This window comes from Treponema denticola ATCC 35405, from assembly GCF_000008185.1.
GTDB classification, from domain to species: Bacteria; Spirochaetota; Spirochaetia; order Treponematales; family Treponemataceae; genus Treponema_B; species Treponema_B denticola.
The window spans coordinates 791,400-807,772 of the sequence record NC_002967.9 but is presented as its reverse complement, the minus strand read 5'-3'; the positions used below and the strand labels follow the sequence as shown (position 1 = coordinate 807,772).

Genomic DNA, 16,373 nt, shown 5'->3' with positions numbered 1-16,373 from the left:
ATTATTCGGCCTCCTTACATCCGTAAAATTCAGAAAGATTTTTTGCGGCAGATTCAAGCATGATAACTTTTCGGCCGTAGAATAAATCGTGAGCTCGAAGGCGGTTATATGCCAAGAATGAAAGATGCGGAATATTGCGTCCTGCTCTTTTTACCAAAGAATCATCGTCCTTTAGGATAATAACAGCACGCTCTCCCTTTGCAAAGTTATCTAAAATCTTTACAAGGTCGCGGGTTTTTCCGCTTTCTACCGTAAAATCTTCTACAACCACTAACCTGTCGTTTTGAGCTTTAAGACTCAAAATTGACTTCATTGCCAATCTTTTTGCTTTTTTAGGCATAGAATAGCTGAAATCTCTCGGTTTAGGTCCGAAAATAGTTCCTCCTCCGACTAAAAGAGGAGATTTTTTATCACCGCGTCGTGCACGTCCTGTACCTTTTTGGCTGTAAGGCTTGGAATTTGAACCGTGAACCTCAGCTCTGCCCTTTGTACAAGCCGTTCCGACTCGTTTATTGGCTAGTTCATTATTGATGGCGTAGTAAATAACATCATCATTTACGGGAAGACCGAACACCTTGTCATCAAGATTAATTGTCCTCAATTCTTTACCATCGACTGAATAGACTTTCTTTTCCATGTCTTCTACCGTCCTTATTTAGCCCGCTTTACTGCGGATTTTAAGAATACAGTTGCATCCTTTTTACCCGGAACAGAACCGCGAACCATTATAACACCCAATTCAGGATCAATCTTTACGATTTGCAAATTTTGAACGGTAACCTTGTCAAAACCCATCCTTCCGGGCATTGTCGTATTTTTAAAAGACCGACCCGGAGTTGTACAGTGTCCCGTCGAACCTGCTTCACGGTGGAACTTAGAACCATGGCTTGCTCTACCGCCTCCATAGCCCCATCGCTTCATAACACCCTGAAAACCTTTACCTTTTGAAATTGCCGTAATGTCTAAATACGAAACTTTTTCAAAAGCCTCTACACCGAGCTTATCACCTACTGCGACTTCTTTGTCAAAATCACGGAATTCCTTTAAAAGTTTTAAAGGCTTGATATCTCCGCTGAACTGTCCTGCATAGGGTTTGCTGGTGTGCTTTTCTTTGAGTTCACCCAAACCGAGCACTACTGAAGAGTATCCGAACTTTTCCTTGTCCTTTAGTGCAACAACGGTATTGGGTTCTACCTGAATAACCGTAACCGGCATAAGATGGCCGACTTCATTGAAGATTTGGGTCATGCCGATTTTTTTTCCAATCAGTCCAATCATTTAAATTCTCCTAAGGTACGCACCCCTGATTAAAGGCCGTCTACCATTGATTTGATTAAATCTTATTGTTTAATTTCTACATCAACACCGGCTGAAAGCTCCAATGCCAATAACGCATTCATAACTTCTGCCGAAGGTTCAATAATATCGATTAACCTTTTGTGTGTCCGCATTTCAAACTGCTCACGCGACTTTTTATTTACGTGAGGTGAGCGAAGCACCGTAAACTTGTTAATCCGAGTGGGAAGCGGAATAGGACCGCAAACCTTTGCACCTGCTTTTTGAACAGCCTGTACAATAGCCTTTGAACTCTGATCAACCAACTCTACATCGAATCCGCGAAGCTTTACGCGAATCTTTTCCTTTGTCATCATTTCCTCCGAAAAAATGCAAACGGCACTTACAAAAAGCGCAAGCGCCGTTTTTTTGCATCATTTATTCGATAATGTTAGTTACCTGACCCGAAGCAATAGTTCGTCCGCCTTCGCGAATAGCGAGTTTAAGACCTTGATCCATAGCTATAGGGTGAATAAGTTCACCGATAATCTTTGTATTATCACCGGGCTTAACCATGTCTGTTCCTTCAGGAAGGTTTACAGTTCCGGTAATATCGGTTGTTCTAAAATAGAACTGAGGTCTGTAACCTGAGAAGAAGGGACTGTGTCGTCCGCCTTCCTCTTTTGAAAGAACGTAAATCTGAGCTTCAAATTTGGTGTGGGGATGAATTGAACCGGGCTTGGCAAGAACCTGTCCGCGTTCAACTTCTTTCTTTTCAATACCTCGCAAGAGAAGACCTACGTTGTCTCCTGCTTCACCTTCATCAAGAAGCTTGTTGAACATTTCGATACCGGTAACAACGGTTTTCTTTGTGGGCTTAATACCTACAATTTCAACTTCTTCGTTCATCTTGATAACACCGCGTTCGATTCTTCCCGTAACAACGGTACCGCGTCCCTGAATTGTGAAGATATCTTCAATGGGAAGAAGGAAGGGCTTATCCGAATCGCGGACGGGATCCTTAAAGTATTCATCCATTGTTTTAAGAAGCTCCTCAATGCAAGCCGTATCTTCAGCAGTTGCACCCTCTTGAAGAGCCTTAAAAGCAGAACCCTTGATAATGGGTGTGTCTTCGGGGAAACCGTAAGATGTCAAGGTCTCTCTAACTTCTTCTTCTACCAATTCTACAAGTTCGGGATCATCAACAAGGTCAACCTTATTAAGGAAGACGATGATTGAAGGTACACCTACCTGACGGGCAAGAAGCAAGTGTTCTTTTGTCTGGGGCATAACCGAGTCCGGAGCAGAAACTACAAGAATAGCACCGTCCATCTGAGCAGCACCGGTGATCATGTTTTTAACATAGTCAGCGTGGCCGGGGCAGTCGATGTGTGCATAGTGTCTCTTATCGGACTGATATTCCAAGTGTCGGGTATTGATAGTAATACCGCGCTCTTTTTCTTCCGGAGCATTGTCGATCTCGTCATATTTTAGAAGCTTATCACCATACTTCTTTGCACAATACGTAGTGATCGCTGCCGAAAGAGTGGTCTTACCATGGTCAACGTGACCGATGGTACCAACATTCATGTGAACTTTCGTTCTGTTAAATTTTTCCTTTGCCATGAGATCCTCCTAAAAGACGTAGGCAAGTCTAATATTTCCCGCATTAAAAATGACGAGATTAAAAAGTTAACCGGTCTTTCGTAACCGAAAAACAAGCTTAACAAAGAAACAAACCGGAGAAACATAAGACAGTGATTAAAATCAGATAAGATTTAAGCATTTTCTTTATTTAAAGAAAAAAGCTTTTTATCCACCGCCCATAGGTTTTCGGACAGCATTCGGACCCACCTGATCACCTGTAAACCGTAACTCCGATGACTGGTTTGGCATCCTGCGAAGTTTTAAAGATTTCTTTCCTTATTTGCTTAAATAAGGACGGCATCCGCCTGCCTAAAAGGCTTTACGGCAATGCAAAACTTCTAAAGAATACCGATTTAAAGCCCTTTTTAGGCCATAAATCATAATTTCAATATCAGCGTTCCTTATACCATAAAGAATAAAAAATGTCAATAGGAAAATTTGTTTTATTTATCAAAAAAAAGAGCGGCGAACCTAAAAAGTGCGCCGCCCTAATTACCCATATTAACGTTTACGGATATTCTACATAGAACCAATCCAAGTCAACATTATTGCTTCCGATAGGGTGAGCGACGAGATTGCAGCCCTTTGTCTGCCCCCATGCATTGCCTTTTACTTTTGCAAAGGCGGGAGTGTCGTCGTCCTCATGGCTGTCGTTCGTTGAAGCATTGTTGGGACTTCTTGCCGTATCGTCGATATTTACACCGTTAGAATTGAGGGGTGTCCTGTCGATTTTTAAGGCATAGTTGCCGCCTTGGAAAACACCCCCTTTCATAAAGCCGGTAATCAGCACATAGTATTTTGCGCCTGTCTCGGCCTCAAAACAGGTGGTATCAAGCAGATCTTGGTCATAGTCCACAATGGACTGTGCGGTGTTAAGATCCAAATTGCCGCTTGCATCCGCTTTATAAACCATAATTCTAGTATCGGTGTCGTCGTCACCACTGTTATAGTGCAGGTTTGGTACGGTCGAAACCCATACGATTTTTTTGTTAAACTGTATGGTAATAGGATTATCAACGTCTTGTGCCGTAAAGGTTTGGTTTGATGAGGAACCTAAAAAGGCACCGTAAACGGAATAGCTTCTGCCCTTTATTAGACCCTTAAAGGCTGGAGGATTGGACCCAGTACCTGCGACATAGGCCAAAGGAGCATGTGTTTCCTCATCGACAAGCGTAATTTTACAAGGGACAATGTCATTGCTATGCCCGTCATTATTTTTAACGGTAACGGTAACCTCCGCTTCGGTATAAATATCGTTTGGGGCAGGAATATTACCGTCCTTTATAGCCTTTGCAGCCTTGTACACGTTTACTCGGCCGTGGCCTAAGCTGTCCGTAAAGTCTGTAGCCCCATCAACTTTATCAGCCGTTTTTTCAAGCAGAGCCTTCATTTGATAGGGCGTTATCTTGTGAGCATTGTCAAACGAAAGAAGATAGGCGATTGTGCCGGTTACAAATGGGGTTGCCATTGAAGTCCCGCTCATCGTTTCGTAATCGTCCTCGCCGTGTATGCCGCAAGACTTAATTCCGTCGCCGGGAGCGGAAACGCTTATCCATGCACCGGAATTGCTGAAATGCACTTTTTTGTCTTTACCGTTGGTAGCTCCAACCGCCAATACACCCGGGAAGGCTGCAGGATAGGCTGCCGTGTAACGGCCTTCGTTACCCATAGCAATTACCGGGAGTATATTGTGTTTTACTGCATTGGTTAAAACCGCAAATGCAAATTCGGAGCCGTAAGAGCCGCCCAAGCTCATGTTTACGGGAACCGTTTCTTGGGTAATTTGAAAGTCGGTATTCTGCAAATAGCTCGGAAGTGCATTATTTTCGGCAACGGATCTATTTGCTTTCGGCTTGCGCAAAATTTTAACTATCTTTGTAAGGTCGGCCATTGCGCCGTAAACAGACCAAGTCCTACCGCTGCCTTCAACTCCCAGTGATTGATATGAAATGAGTTTTGTGTTTTTCCATGCAACGCCGGCGATACCGATATTATTATTGCCGCGGGCGGCGATAGTGCCCGAACAGTGCGTGCCGTGCGCTCCCTTATCCCAATTTAGTCCGATAGGAATTTCGGTAAAGGGGTTTCCATCACCGATATATGTACCACCGGTACCATCGGTAGCGCAGGATTTTGCATACAGCACTATCGACTCCCCGTTTTCATCTTTAAAATCTTTATGCTTCATATTGATGCCGGTATCGATGATGCCTGCAACAACAGTCTTGTCTCCGTAGCCTATTTCTTTGTAGGCGCGCAAAGCATCGGTTATCGAAAGCCCGTAATCGGCATTATTTGCCTCAGGGTCATCCAAATAATTTCCGTCTGTCAGACCGTAAGTTCCTGCATTGGAAGGGTCTACAGGGCTATCGTTTTGATTCGGAGCCTTGCTTCCGTCCGGTTCTACAACCTTATAATCGTGTTCTGCCGAAAGAACGCCCTCTATTGAAGCAGCGCGCAGTAGATTCTTTTTATTGTCTCCCTTTTTATTAAGATACCAGTAAGTAAAACCCGTATCTGTAAGGGAAATATTTCCTTCGACAATAAAACCTTTTTTTTCAAAAAGAGTCTTGTCAAAGCCGTCTTTTGTCTTAACGATAAAATAGCCGTCAACTATATCCTTATCGTCAGGCTTATAATTTGCACCGTTAGGTAATTCAATCGAAGATGAATTTCCCGATCCTCCCGTATAACCGTTTAAAACCGTTCCATTATCCTTATTACCGATAACGGCAGTATTCATACCGAAATTACAGGAAGAAACAATTAAAGCTATTGCAATTAAAAAGAATAATATTTTTTTCTTCATCTTAAAGACCTCCTTATTCAATTACAAAGGTAAATCTGCCGTTTACCGCGTTGGAGCCGCTTGAGCTGTTGTTTCCCATTGTACGTGACTGGCTTGAGCCGTACATTTTAACAATCCTAAGAGCCCGGTCATCGTTCAAACCGTACGCATTATCTCCCCAGTCCTGAATATCCCACTGATAGCTTACACCAGCTTGGTATTCCATCGGGGTACCCGCAACTACGTTAAATTGTGCTATCTTTAGAAATTTATCTGTAATTGTGATAATGCCTGTGGAAGAGTTAACGGTTATAAGGTCATTAAGGTTGTTGATACCGTGGCTTTGCAAGTATGCCGATATCCGAGGGGTTGCAGCGAGATGCTGTTTATATGAAAAGCGCCTAGGCTTGTTGCCCGGAGCAAACCCTATAGTATCAATCAATAAATCGGGGCCGGTAGTACTACCGCCGCCTATACCGACAGTAACACCATCAAAAACATAGCGTAATTTTGAACCGAAAACCGGCTGTCCCTGTCCATCGAGGATCAATAGGCCTAAGTCGCACCAATCGGCTTGTTCCGTGGTCAGCAACTTTTTATTGCTTATTGTGCACGAGTACGACATATTTGCAGCTTCGGCCGCCGAAATCTTTTTACGGTTTTCGGGGGCTTTAAGGGAATAGGTAAAAGCTTCCATAACCTTGCCAGTCAATACGGGAGACTTAAGCGTATCCGTTGCGGTAAATGCTTCAATTTCGTACTCGTACTCTTTACCTTCTTCAAGTTCTGAAGATGTATCAAAACCTTGATGTACACCCCAGCCGGGTCTTGTTTCGGTTTTAGGCCTATCGTAGTGAGTTCTGCTTACAGGTTTAAACTCGCCGATGTCCTTTTCCCTACGTAATAAATTAAAGCCCATAATGGGAATAGGCGTAGAAGCATTGTCTACAACGCTGAAGACGAAGGCTGCCACATATGAAGAATTATGCCCTTCAATGGGGTTTAAAGCCTGCGGCATCACTTCGTGTCCGCTGCCTAACTGCACCAGTCCCTGTCCGGGTTCGGCTGAGAATGTATTGTTTGTAAAGGGAACTCTTTCCATTATCACAAAAACCCTTCCAAATATAGCATTCGAAAGGGGAGCTGCTGCCGAGGTTTTACTGAATTTTACGGGGATGCGTTTTTCGACCCTGTTGTTTGCAACGTCGTAGCCTACTATTATAAGCTCTGTTTTGTCGTCAGGCATTGCCGCATGTTCTATATCAAAAACGTATTTCGATGTAAAAATACCGTCACCGGGAGTATTATCGGGAGTGTACACCCCATCAATACCTTCATAACTTGTCGGCATCATACCGAAACCGAGTTTTGCACCGAAACCGTTCCACGCAACATCTTCCACTGCACCCACTTTAGAGGTGAATTCTACATAAACTTTTTTTTCAGCGTTTCCGATATCATAATTGTCCGTTATATCAACACCGGATGCATTTTCAATTGTTACCTTGTCGATACGGGGAGGGGTAACATCTCTTGTTATTTGCCCGTGCTCAAATTGGAGCATCATAAGGCTCTTATCCCCATTAAGTCCGCCTTCGGGTACATAATAGTCCTGCAGCATCGAACCGGCCCATGAGCCTTTTTTGCCTAAAAGAACAAAGTCATACTTCTTTTTAGGGCTTACCTTTGCAGTAACTTTTCCTTTCCTGACGGGAAGCTGATTAGTAACCTGTTTGCCATCAGCAGAATCAAAAACTACCAGCTTTGTTCCATCCACTAAAGTGCCGCTTACCGAATCCGAAACGGTAATTTCAACACTCACGGCATCAGCCGGAATGGGATACGGATCCTTTTCGGGTTCACTTGCCGACTTTTGCTGCGGACAAGAACCGAATAAAAACGCCAATAAAAGGATACACCATAACGCCGCAGCGTTCCATCTTTTTTTTGACATACTCGTCCTCCTATAAATTTATTAAATTATAGATTTTAAAAATCTAATTTATCATTTTTAGCATCCCCATTGATTTCAATAAAAATCTCGGTATCCGGTTCGGCATCTACCGAAACTATTACATAAGGGCGGGTAAAAGCCTGCGTAACCATATCCTTAGGCCCGGGACTTTTTACCTCAAAAACCAAATTGATGATCTTCCCTGTCTTTATTGCAGAAACAGGCACAATGGAATATCCGCCCGTATTAAAAGGTCCTGCGGCAGCAATAACAACCGCTTTTTTTGAAAAATCTATCAACGGGGCTTTTAAAGAATTTCCATACAAAACGGAATAAAGGGTCTGCAAATCTTCTTGGCTTTTGACAATAGATGGTAAACCGGTTTTTAAATTATTCCCTTGAATCAAAATTTCATAAACGGCCTGCATAGATTCTGACGGCTGACTACTCAAAATTTCAGGATTTTTAAAAGAAGAACCTGGACTTCCGTCCGCCCCTTTATCAGGCACAGTAGGAACTTTGTCATCAGGCACGGAATGGAATTCCCCGGCGGGTTGTTTAGGAAGCGTTTTACAACCTAAAAAAGTTACACAACAGATAAATAATAAAATTACACAAAATCTCATAGTACTTAAGTATATCATATTAATTGGATTTAGCAAGACTTATTTTTATAAATTTTGTAAATTTTCGAAAAAAAACAAAAAAAATGCCGGCTTGACATTAATTTACAAAAGTTTTAGAATTACTTCACAATTTTCAAACCATACAGGTGCCGAGATTCGGTTAAAAGGGAAGCACGGTGTAATTCCGTCACGGTCCCGCCGCTGTAAGAGAATAGTCTTTTTAAAATATGTCACTCGGGAAATCGGGGAAGGCTTAAAAAGATGATGAAGCTCGAAGTCAGAATACCTGCCTGTAAAGGACTAAGCCTTGTGCTTTACGAGCGATAAAGTACGGGACACTTAAGGAACTTATAACATCTTTGTTTTCTCTATAACTTAATAAGATCCCAAAAGTATCTTTGTACCCGCTGCATAAACTTATACCTTTTAGTTTGAAGGCGTAAAATAAACACACTATTTTGGGGGAAGTATGAAAAAGATTTTTTTTCGCTCAATGCTGCTATTATTGGCAGTTTCTGTTTTTTTAGGATGCAGTCCTAAGGAAGATCAATCACAAAATTCGGGCAAAGCAATGTCCAAAATGGAAGGAGCCCATTATCCTGTAACAATTACTACATATAATTATGCGGGGGAACCTGTAGACCTTACATTTGAAAAAGCCCCGGAAAAGGTTGCAGCCTTTTACCAAAGCCCTATCGAAACAATGCTCGCTCTCGGTCTTTCCGATAAGCTTATTCTTGCAGTCGGACTTGATGATCCGGTTAAAGACGAGTTTAAAGAAGCTTTCAGCAAAGTAAATTACCGCGATAAGCGTCCTGAGAAAGAAGAAATTATCGACATGGAACCGGATTTTATTTTTGCATGGTCATCATTATTCGGTGAAAAGCGTTATGGAGATGTAAAATTCTGGCATGACAGAGGTACAAAAACCTACATTTGGCAAAACTCAGGCTTAAAAAAAGAAGATGCTCTCGAAAACGAATATCAGGACATTCTAAATATAGGTAAAATTTTCAATGTAGAAGACAAAGCTCAAGAAATTGTCGATAAGATGAAAACTGAAATTGCCGCAGCAAAAAAACACGTCGAAGGCAAAACAAAGGTAAAGGCCATAATAATTGAAGTAGAAAAAGAAGGCCAGTACCGTGTTTATGGGGAAAGAACTATCGGCGGGCAAATTGCAATGCAGGTCGGTGCCGATCTTGTAGGTAAGGATAAAAAAGGAATAGGCAAGGAAGAATTAATCGAGCTTAATCCCGATGTTATCTTTACGGTTTACTTCGGCGACTATATTGAAAAAGACCAATCTATAGAAATGCTCACAAAAGATAATGCTTTACAAAGCATAGCAGCTCTTCAAAACAAAAAAGTTTTTCCGATTAATTTAAGCGAAGTTTATGCCAGCGGCATAAGAACCTATGACGGAATAAAGACAATTATCTCAGGTTTATATCCTGACCTATAATATGCAAAACAATAAAAACAAAGTGCTGAAAATAGTTTTTCTATCTTCAGCACTTCTTTTTCTTTTGGCGGGACTTTTAATTTCCATAGTTTTATCGGTAGGATTCGGAGCCGTACGCATAGCTCCCGCCGAAATCTTAAAAATCGCTCAATTTAAAATCTTAGGTGCCGGAAGCCTTGAAGGAATTAAAAAGTCGGCTATCGACATAGTTTGGATTGTCCGTATGCCTAGGATACTTTTAGCCTGTCTTACTGGAATGGGCTTAGCCGTAACCGGAGTTGTCATGCAGGCAATAGTACAAAACTCATTGGCAGACCCTTATATATTGGGCATTTCGTCGGGAGCTTCTCTCGGGGCAACCCTTGCAATCGCTTTGGGCGTGGGTGCGAAACTGGGGCCTAATTATGTGGGCCTGTGCGCCTGCTTTTCAGCCTTTGGAACAGCCTTAATCGTAATAAATGCTGCCAACATAAAGGGCAGAGCAAATTCCGCAAAATTACTTATGGCAGGTATTGCCATAAGCACGATTTTTTCAGCCTTTTCTTCGTTTATAGTCTTTACTACAAAAAACAGAGAAGCTATAAGAAGCATTACCTTTTGGCTTATGGGAGGCTTCGGCGGAGCAAAGTGGGAAAACCTAGGACTCCTTGCAGGAGTGATATTTTTAGGAATCTTCTTTTTTATGACGCAATACCGTACCCTTAACCTGATGCTCCTCGGCGATAGCGTATCAATTACATTAGGAAAGGACTTGCATATTTACCGCCAAGTCTATCTTTTGATATGTTCCGCCATTGTAGGTTTTTTAGTATACAACGCAGGCATAATCGGCTTTATAGGCTTAATAATCCCGCACATTTCAAGGATATTTTGGGGAACAAATCATAAAAATATAATTCCGTCATCCGTACTGATAGGAGCCATAATTCTTATATGGGCAGACGTACTTGCACGCTCCGTTTCCAGCCTAGGTGAAATACCCGTAGGGGTTGTAATCTCGCTTATAGGTTCTCCGGTATTTTTATATTTATTGATAAATAAAGAATACGGGTTTGGAGGTAAAGCATAATGGTTCTCGACATCAGCTCTCTTTCATTTAACTTCGGAAGCAAAAATATTTTAGCCGATATTGACCTTTCAATTAAAGATAACGGAATTGTAGGCATAATCGGTCCCAACGGTTCGGGAAAAAGCACCCTGCTCAAATGTATATACCGAGTTCTTAAACCCAAAACCGGAACCATATTTATCGACGGTAAGAACATAAATGACTATCAGTTTAAAGAAACAGCAAAAAAGATGGCTGTAGTTGCCCAGCATAATGACACCCATTTTGACTTTAATGTGCTTGAGATGGTTTTAATCGGCCGCTCGCCCCATAAAAAATTTATGGAGAGGGATTCAGCCGAGGATATCGAACTGGCCTACAAAGCTCTTGAACAAGTGAATATGAAAGATTTTGCCGACCGCAATTTTTCAAGCCTGTCGGGTGGAGAAAAGCAAAGAATTATTTTAGCCCGTGCCTTAGTGCAAAACACGGATTGTTTAATCCTCGACGAGCCTACAAACCATCTGGATATAAAACATCAACTGCACTTTATGAGCCTTGCAAAAGATTTAAAAATAACCGTTATATCGGCAATCCATGATTTAAATATAGCTGCAATGTATTGCGATAAAATATACGCTTTAAAAGAAGGGCAAATTATCGCCGCAGGCAGTGTAAATGAGGTTATCACAGAGGAAGTAATTAAGACCTTATATGATGTGGAGGCTAAAATCATTTATGATGAAGAAAAAAAGCCCCATGTAATATTTAAAAACATTTAACCGGCTTTTTTCTTTAATAACCAAACCTATACACTTTTTTTTACGAATATGATACACTGGCACCCTTATTTTACATAAAAGGAGACTTTATGCGCGCTTTTTTTAAGCTCTCTCCGGTCTTATTACTTGCAGGTTTGATGATGATTTCAAACATAGAATCTTTTTCAAATGCCTTGGGATTTAAGCTGGACATTTTAATCATAGCCCCTATAGCGGTAATCTATGCATCCATAGTCGCTATGATAACCGAAAAATTCAAATTCAACGATATTTTAAACTCCGCCGTAGACAATGTTAAGGAAATGCAGCTGGTATTTTTTATCCTTATGTTTGCCTATGCGATGGCCGATGCCTTTATGTCTACAGGAGTCGGAGCCTCGATTATAACTTTAAGCCTAAACATAGGCATTTCCGCCAGAACAGTAGCTCTTGTTGCCTTTTTGGTTTCCTCCGTATTGTCGGTTGCCACAGGAACCTCATGGGGAACCTTTGCGGCCTGTGCTCCTATCTTTTTGTGGATGACCCATATTTTAAACGGGAACTTGGTTTTAAGCATTGCAGCTATTGCAGGCGGTTCATGTTTCGGCGATAACCTAGGCCTTATCTCGGATACAACGGTCGTAAGCTCAGGCATTCACAGGGTTGAGGTTACTCACCGTATGAAAAATCAGGGGCTTTGGTCTCTGGTGTGCTTGATTATAGCCGGAGGCTTATTTTTAATTGCAGGCTTAAGCCTCCCGGGAGATGCCGTAAGTCCGCAAAAAGCCATCGAAGCCATTCCCCAAGAAGTTTGGACAAAATTAGCTGAAGAAAAGCCGGTCGCAGTTGACCTTCTCAATCAGGTACAGCACGGAGTCCCCGTTTACATGGTAATTCCGCTCATTCTGGTCATAGGAATTGCATTAAAGGGCTACTCTACCCTCCTTTGCCTTGGAGCAGGTATAGTTTCATGCTTTATCTTAGGCCGCTTTGCAGGAACGGTTTCAGGCCTTCTTGCCTTTTTTGACATAGTGTATAACGGCTTTGTAGGGGCCGGCTCGTGGGTTATCATAATGATGATGTGGGTCGCTGCCTTCGGCGGAATCATGTCGAAGATGGATGCCTTTAGACCCTTATCAAACCTTGCCGTAAAACTTTCCCGAAACGTAAGACAGCTGATGTTCTGGAACGGTATTATCTCTTTATTAGGAAACGCAGCCCTTGCCGATGAAATGGCTCAAATAGTTACCGTCGGCCCGATTATCCGAGACATCACGGAAGAAAACGTAGAAGGCGATGAAAAGGACCTTTATTCCTTAAAATTGAGAAACGCAACCTTCTCCTCAGCCCTCGGCATCTTCGGCTCCCAGCTGATTCCTTGGCATGTTTATTTAAGCTTTTTTATCGGTATTGCAGGCACGGTATATCCGCTTTACCAATTCAGTCAGACCCAGATAATAAAGTATAACTTTATGGCACATATCTCGGTCATAACCATTCTATTATTTACCCTGTTCGGTATCGACAGAATCTTCCCCAAATTCGGCATCGCAAGCGAACCGAAAGTAAGGTTAAAGAAAAAATAAGAGCAAAAAAAGCTGCACTGAGGGTAAAACACAGTGCAGCTTTTTTAATTAAAAATTATTTTTTATCAATAGAGGTCATGGCAGCTCGAACGAGTTCCGCATTTTCACCGTACCGTTTTTTTATTATGGGTACTACTACATCATAGTTATCATGTTTTTTTACATCAACAATTTCATACTCCATACCGCCCTTCCTCTTGTACTCCAAGTGCCCCAAATAATAATACTTAAAATCAGGCTGTACTTTTATTTTTACAGCAAAAGGTAAAAAGAACCTAAAAGCAGTTCCCTTAAAAAAGTTATATGTGCAAAAATTTAAAACTATCTCACTGGACCTGGGAACGGGAACTTTTATTGAAATAATTTCCTCAACATCCGATACAGCAGTAGGTTTATCAAGCTTATCGTCTCCTTCACAATATAAGGATATTGAATCACCGGGATCATTGCTGACAGGTCTGCCGGTCTCATTGATTATTAAATCAGACATGGGCATTGAGGGAATACTCAGATACTCCTTAAAAAACTCTCTGTTAACCGAAGGTCTAATCTCCACCGAAAAAACCAAAACGACCTCATTTCTTCCTGGTTTGGAATAATTTTGTGCAAAAGCAGCACAACTCAACAAAAAAATAAATATTATACTAATTGCTTTTTTCATTTTGAAGCTCCTCAATTCTTTTCTCTATAACGGTTTCCCAAGAAGTACCTTTGTAATATGCTTTAATACCCTCTAAAGCAGAAAGTTCATTTTTAGCAGAATCCTTTTCCATATCTTTTTTATATCCCGATTTTGTGCGAATATAAGAACCTATGTATTGCAGTCCCGGCTTTTTACATGAAAACCACAGAGTACTTGATTCGGGCCAGCCTAAAAACGGCCAAAACTGATAGACTGTTGTGTGGGTATAATTTCCATAAAACCTCATTATAGAATATCTTGAAAACATAAGTCTCAAATTTACTCCGGGCTCCATCGGATAAAAGGACATAACCGAACCTTGAAAATAAATAGGTAAAAAGATTAACGGCTCTTTTTCAGGATTCATCTGAATGTACTCCTGATAATCTTTAGCGGTATTATTAACCGGTAAATGCAATGGAGCATCTTCAACATCCATATGACCGAACATCAATGTATGAGTTTCAGGCGGTCCGAATTCTTTTTTGTTCAACGTCTTTCCATTAACATAGCCGCCGATACTGGAGCATGAAGAAAAGAGAACCAAGGATAAAGATAACAACAAAAAAATATATTTTTTGTTTAGTTTAAATTTTATCATAAATACCTCCGTAAAATTTAAAATGAATATCCAATACTTACACCAAATCCGTGTAAAAACATTCTATCTTTGTTAAATTTTGCATATCTTCCGGCATAAGCAGCCCCAATCATAAGTTTTTTACCATTAATATCAAAAACAAATCTTATACCCGGAGAGATTTTTACATGAAGACCAATAAAATCAGAGCTAAACATCGGAGTTCCCAATCCAACTCCTGTTTGTAAATAAGGCATTATAGTAACCTTATTATTTACAGAGATAGGAAGATTCGGTTCAATAAACGCTAAAACTGAACCTGCAATCGAATCAAAGAAACTAAAAAATCCGGAATCTTTAAATTCAGACTCTTTAAATTTTGACCGCTTATTAGGAAATTTATGGCGTTGATTTATATTTAGCATAACGCCAAAACCAAAAAACCTATAATTCCAAATTGACCCAATCGAGCCTCCGGAATATAAACCATAAGGAGAGAAAATACCATTATATTCAATAAAGGGCATACTATTATAAGGCGATGCAAAAAGGATTGCTGAAGAGTTTCCAGATTTTTTTTCTCTATCTTTCTTCTTTTCTTGTTTATTTTTGGAAGCTTCACCAACTTTTTCATCGGTAAGTTCATTATTTAGTGAAAAATCGGATATCCTCCAGTTTTTATTTTCAACTATCCAAAGTGAATATAATTTATCTTCGTTATTATTTTTAAATACTATGTATTTTCCTCCGGCATTTTTTGAATCAGACATGTTTTCTACCGAAGAGAATGTTTTATAATCATTTATATCTTTTTCAAGATTATATGCAACCGCAAATTTTAACGAATCGATAGGAAAAGAAAATATTATTCTTTCTATAAGAGCATCCCGTACATAGGAAGGTCCCCTGAGAAGAGCATCCTTTAGTTTATCCAGTCCATTTTTTTTGGCATAGTCAGTACTTATAAAAGAAGCAAGCGTATAGATGCGCCTTAGTCTATCTTCAACTTCTTTTTCATCGGAAAGTGTTTCTTTGGGATACGAAGCCTGCTCCAAAAAGACGGCTTCAGCTTTTTTTAACATTTTCTCGGTTTCAGCAGCATTTAAATTAGAAAAACCCAATTTAAAAAAAGAATTTACCGTAGAAAAAGGTATTGCAAAGTTTGTAGTTTCCCGTTTGCGGGCTTTTGCTTTATTCACGCCGATTACTTCATATCCTTCTACGGCATTTTTGGATGTTACCAAAAGGGGCCCGCCTGAATTTCCTGCATCTATCGGAGCCGAATGCTGTAAAAAAAAGCTGTCTTTCGGATAGAAAGGATCATCAAATTTGATTTTTTTATTGGTTAATGTTCCTTTCCCCAATTGCCATGAGGGCTTACCGCCTAATCCGGGATAGCCTGCAGACCATACATCTATACCTTCACGCAAATTACCTTGATAAAGACCTAAGCCTTTTTTTATATCTGCATCTGCAGGAATTTCGGCAATAGCAAGGTCATCTTCAGCACTGTTTGCAATAATCTTGCAGTTTTCAACTTTTTTTATGGTTTTACCATCCGCATCCATCATTTCTATAGAAACAGAATCGGCATATGCACAAACATGATTATTTGTAACAACATAACTTTTTCCATTAAAGATATAAATAAAACCGGATCCGAATGAGTTATCTTTTTCAACTCTTAGCTTAAATATTTCTGCGAAATCTGCATAGCCCATATCTTCTAAAATATTTGCAGCTTCGTTTACACAATCAACAACATCTTCTTTGTAGTTAGGCCTTACAATACAAACATAGTCTCGCAAGTCAGCAAAACACAAAAAATTCAAAACAGAAAAACAAAGAAATATAAATATCTTTTTCACACTTAACCTCCTATTTGAACAAAAAAAGCGGTGCAGCGGCAAAAATGCTCCATTTTAAAGAATGGGGTACCATATCGGCCTCTACATGCTTTT

At 40.5% G+C, this 16,373-nt stretch carries 15 protein-coding genes and 1 riboswitch; of the genes, 5 read left to right on the top strand and 10 right to left on the bottom strand.

Features of this window, described 5'->3' with window-relative positions; all coding sequences use genetic code 11:
• Position 1: 1 nt before the first annotated feature.
• The 4 genes from rplD to tuf all read right to left on the bottom strand — a co-directional run bounded on the left by rplD (position 2) and on the right by tuf (position 2,901).
• Positions 2-637: a 50S ribosomal protein L4 gene (rplD, locus tag TDE_RS03715; protein ID WP_002669996.1), complete on the bottom strand. Its 636-nt coding sequence runs from the start codon at positions 635-637 to the stop codon at positions 2-4.
• A gap of 14 nt (positions 638-651) precedes the next feature.
• On the bottom strand, positions 652-1,278 hold the full coding sequence (rplC, locus tag TDE_RS03710; RefSeq protein WP_002669995.1) for a 50S ribosomal protein L3: 627 nt from the start codon (positions 1,276-1,278) through the stop codon (positions 652-654).
• 62 nt (positions 1,279-1,340) lie between these two features.
• Entirely contained in the window at positions 1,341-1,649 is a 309-nt protein-coding gene (rpsJ, locus tag TDE_RS03705; protein ID WP_002669994.1) for a 30S ribosomal protein S10, read from the bottom strand.
• A gap of 64 nt (positions 1,650-1,713) precedes the next feature.
• On the bottom strand, positions 1,714-2,901 hold the full coding sequence (tuf, locus tag TDE_RS03700) for an elongation factor Tu (protein ID WP_002669993.1): 1,188 nt from the start codon (positions 2,899-2,901) through the stop codon (positions 1,714-1,716).
• A 254-nt stretch (positions 2,902-3,155) separates the two neighbouring features.
• Between tuf and TDE_RS03695 the strand changes: the two genes are divergently transcribed.
• Positions 3,156-3,305, top strand: a complete 150-nt coding sequence (locus TDE_RS03695) for a hypothetical protein (RefSeq protein WP_010956814.1) — start codon at positions 3,156-3,158, stop codon at positions 3,303-3,305.
• A gap of 125 nt (positions 3,306-3,430) precedes the next feature.
• Here TDE_RS03695 and prtP read toward each other — a convergent pair whose 3' ends face one another.
• Genes prtP through prcB form a run of 3 tightly spaced genes read right to left on the bottom strand, consistent with a single transcriptional unit; the run spans position 3,431 to position 8,308 of the window.
• Positions 3,431-5,731 carry a dentilisin complex serine proteinase subunit PrtP gene (prtP, locus tag TDE_RS03690; protein WP_002682035.1) on the bottom strand — a complete coding sequence of 767 codons (2,301 nt, stop codon included), beginning with the start codon at positions 5,729-5,731 and terminating at the stop codon, positions 3,431-3,433.
• A 13-nt stretch (positions 5,732-5,744) separates the two neighbouring features.
• Positions 5,745-7,664 carry a dentilisin complex subunit PrcA gene (prcA, locus tag TDE_RS03685; protein WP_010956812.1) on the bottom strand — a complete coding sequence of 640 codons (1,920 nt, stop codon included), beginning with the start codon at positions 7,662-7,664 and terminating at the stop codon, positions 5,745-5,747.
• Positions 7,665-7,699: 35 nt separating this feature from the next.
• Complete coding sequence (prcB, locus tag TDE_RS03680) at positions 7,700-8,308, bottom strand: dentilisin complex subunit PrcB (RefSeq protein WP_164920591.1); 609 nt, start codon at positions 8,306-8,308, stop codon at positions 7,700-7,702.
• A 109-nt stretch (positions 8,309-8,417) separates the two neighbouring features.
• A riboswitch (cobalamin riboswitch) is annotated at positions 8,418-8,598 on the top strand.
• A gap of 161 nt (positions 8,599-8,759) precedes the next feature.
• Here prcB and TDE_RS03675 point away from each other — a divergent pair.
• From TDE_RS03675 to TDE_RS03660, 4 genes are all read left to right on the top strand, one after another.
• A complete protein-coding gene (locus TDE_RS03675) occupies positions 8,760-9,755 on the top strand; it encodes an ABC transporter substrate-binding protein (protein ID WP_002682022.1) in 996 nt (331 codons plus the stop codon).
• A 1-nt stretch (position 9,756) separates the two neighbouring features.
• Positions 9,757-10,824, top strand: a complete 1,068-nt coding sequence (locus TDE_RS03670) for a FecCD family ABC transporter permease (protein ID WP_002669987.1) — start codon at positions 9,757-9,759, stop codon at positions 10,822-10,824.
• The gene (locus TDE_RS03665; RefSeq protein ID WP_002682019.1) at positions 10,824-11,585 is read left to right on the top strand and encodes an ABC transporter ATP-binding protein; all 762 of its coding nucleotides are present in this window, start codon (positions 10,824-10,826) and stop codon (positions 11,583-11,585) included. Before TDE_RS03670 ends, TDE_RS03665 begins: the two co-directional genes overlap by 1 nt.
• Positions 11,586-11,674: 89 nt before the next feature.
• On the top strand, positions 11,675-13,150 hold the full coding sequence (locus TDE_RS03660; protein WP_002669985.1) for a Na+/H+ antiporter NhaC family protein: 1,476 nt from the start codon (positions 11,675-11,677) through the stop codon (positions 13,148-13,150).
• A gap of 55 nt (positions 13,151-13,205) precedes the next feature.
• On the opposite strand, the gene TDE_RS03655 is transcribed toward TDE_RS03660, so the two are convergent.
• From TDE_RS03655 to TDE_RS03645, 3 genes are read right to left on the bottom strand one after another with little or no spacing between them, the layout of a single operon-like run.
• Positions 13,206-13,811 carry a hypothetical protein gene (locus TDE_RS03655; protein ID WP_002682015.1) on the bottom strand — a complete coding sequence of 202 codons (606 nt, stop codon included), beginning with the start codon at positions 13,809-13,811 and terminating at the stop codon, positions 13,206-13,208.
• Positions 13,795-14,433, bottom strand: coding sequence for a hypothetical protein (locus TDE_RS03650; RefSeq protein ID WP_002672235.1), 639 nt, complete (start codon positions 14,431-14,433; stop codon positions 13,795-13,797). Before TDE_RS03650 ends, TDE_RS03655 begins: the two co-directional genes overlap by 17 nt.
• A gap of 17 nt (positions 14,434-14,450) precedes the next feature.
• Positions 14,451-16,280, bottom strand: a complete 1,830-nt coding sequence (locus tag TDE_RS03645) for a S1 family peptidase (RefSeq protein ID WP_002682014.1) — start codon at positions 16,278-16,280, stop codon at positions 14,451-14,453.
• Between the last annotated feature and the right edge of the window lie 93 nt (positions 16,281-16,373).

What these genes read in the sequence shown, in the direction of transcription:
- rplD (WP_002669996.1), bottom strand. Translation starts at nt 637, where the DNA reads ATGGAAAAGAAAGTCTATTCAGTCGATGGTAAAGAATTGAGGACAATT.
- rplC (WP_002669995.1), bottom strand. Translation starts at nt 1,278, where the DNA reads ATGATTGGACTGATTGGAAAAAAAATCGGCATGACCCAAATCTTCAAT.
- rpsJ (WP_002669994.1), bottom strand. Translation starts at nt 1,649, where the DNA reads ATGACAAAGGAAAAGATTCGCGTAAAGCTTCGCGGATTCGATGTAGAG.
- tuf (WP_002669993.1), bottom strand. Translation starts at nt 2,901, where the DNA reads ATGGCAAAGGAAAAATTTAACAGAACGAAAGTTCACATGAATGTTGGT.
- TDE_RS03695 (WP_010956814.1), top strand. Translation starts at nt 3,156, where the DNA reads ATGACTGGTTTGGCATCCTGCGAAGTTTTAAAGATTTCTTTCCTTATT.
- prtP (WP_002682035.1), bottom strand. Translation starts at nt 5,731, where the DNA reads ATGAAGAAAAAAATATTATTCTTTTTAATTGCAATAGCTTTAATTGTT.
- prcA (WP_010956812.1), bottom strand. Translation starts at nt 7,664, where the DNA reads ATGTCAAAAAAAAGATGGAACGCTGCGGCGTTATGGTGTATCCTTTTA.
- prcB (WP_164920591.1), bottom strand. Translation starts at nt 8,308, where the DNA reads ATGATATACTTAAGTACTATGAGATTTTGTGTAATTTTATTATTTATC.
- TDE_RS03675 (WP_002682022.1), top strand. Translation starts at nt 8,760, where the DNA reads ATGAAAAAGATTTTTTTTCGCTCAATGCTGCTATTATTGGCAGTTTCT.
- TDE_RS03670 (WP_002669987.1), top strand. Translation starts at nt 9,757, where the DNA reads ATGCAAAACAATAAAAACAAAGTGCTGAAAATAGTTTTTCTATCTTCA.
- TDE_RS03665 (WP_002682019.1), top strand. Translation starts at nt 10,824, where the DNA reads ATGGTTCTCGACATCAGCTCTCTTTCATTTAACTTCGGAAGCAAAAAT.
- TDE_RS03660 (WP_002669985.1), top strand. Translation starts at nt 11,675, where the DNA reads ATGCGCGCTTTTTTTAAGCTCTCTCCGGTCTTATTACTTGCAGGTTTG.
- TDE_RS03655 (WP_002682015.1), bottom strand. Translation starts at nt 13,811, where the DNA reads ATGAAAAAAGCAATTAGTATAATATTTATTTTTTTGTTGAGTTGTGCT.
- TDE_RS03650 (WP_002672235.1), bottom strand. Translation starts at nt 14,433, where the DNA reads ATGATAAAATTTAAACTAAACAAAAAATATATTTTTTTGTTGTTATCT.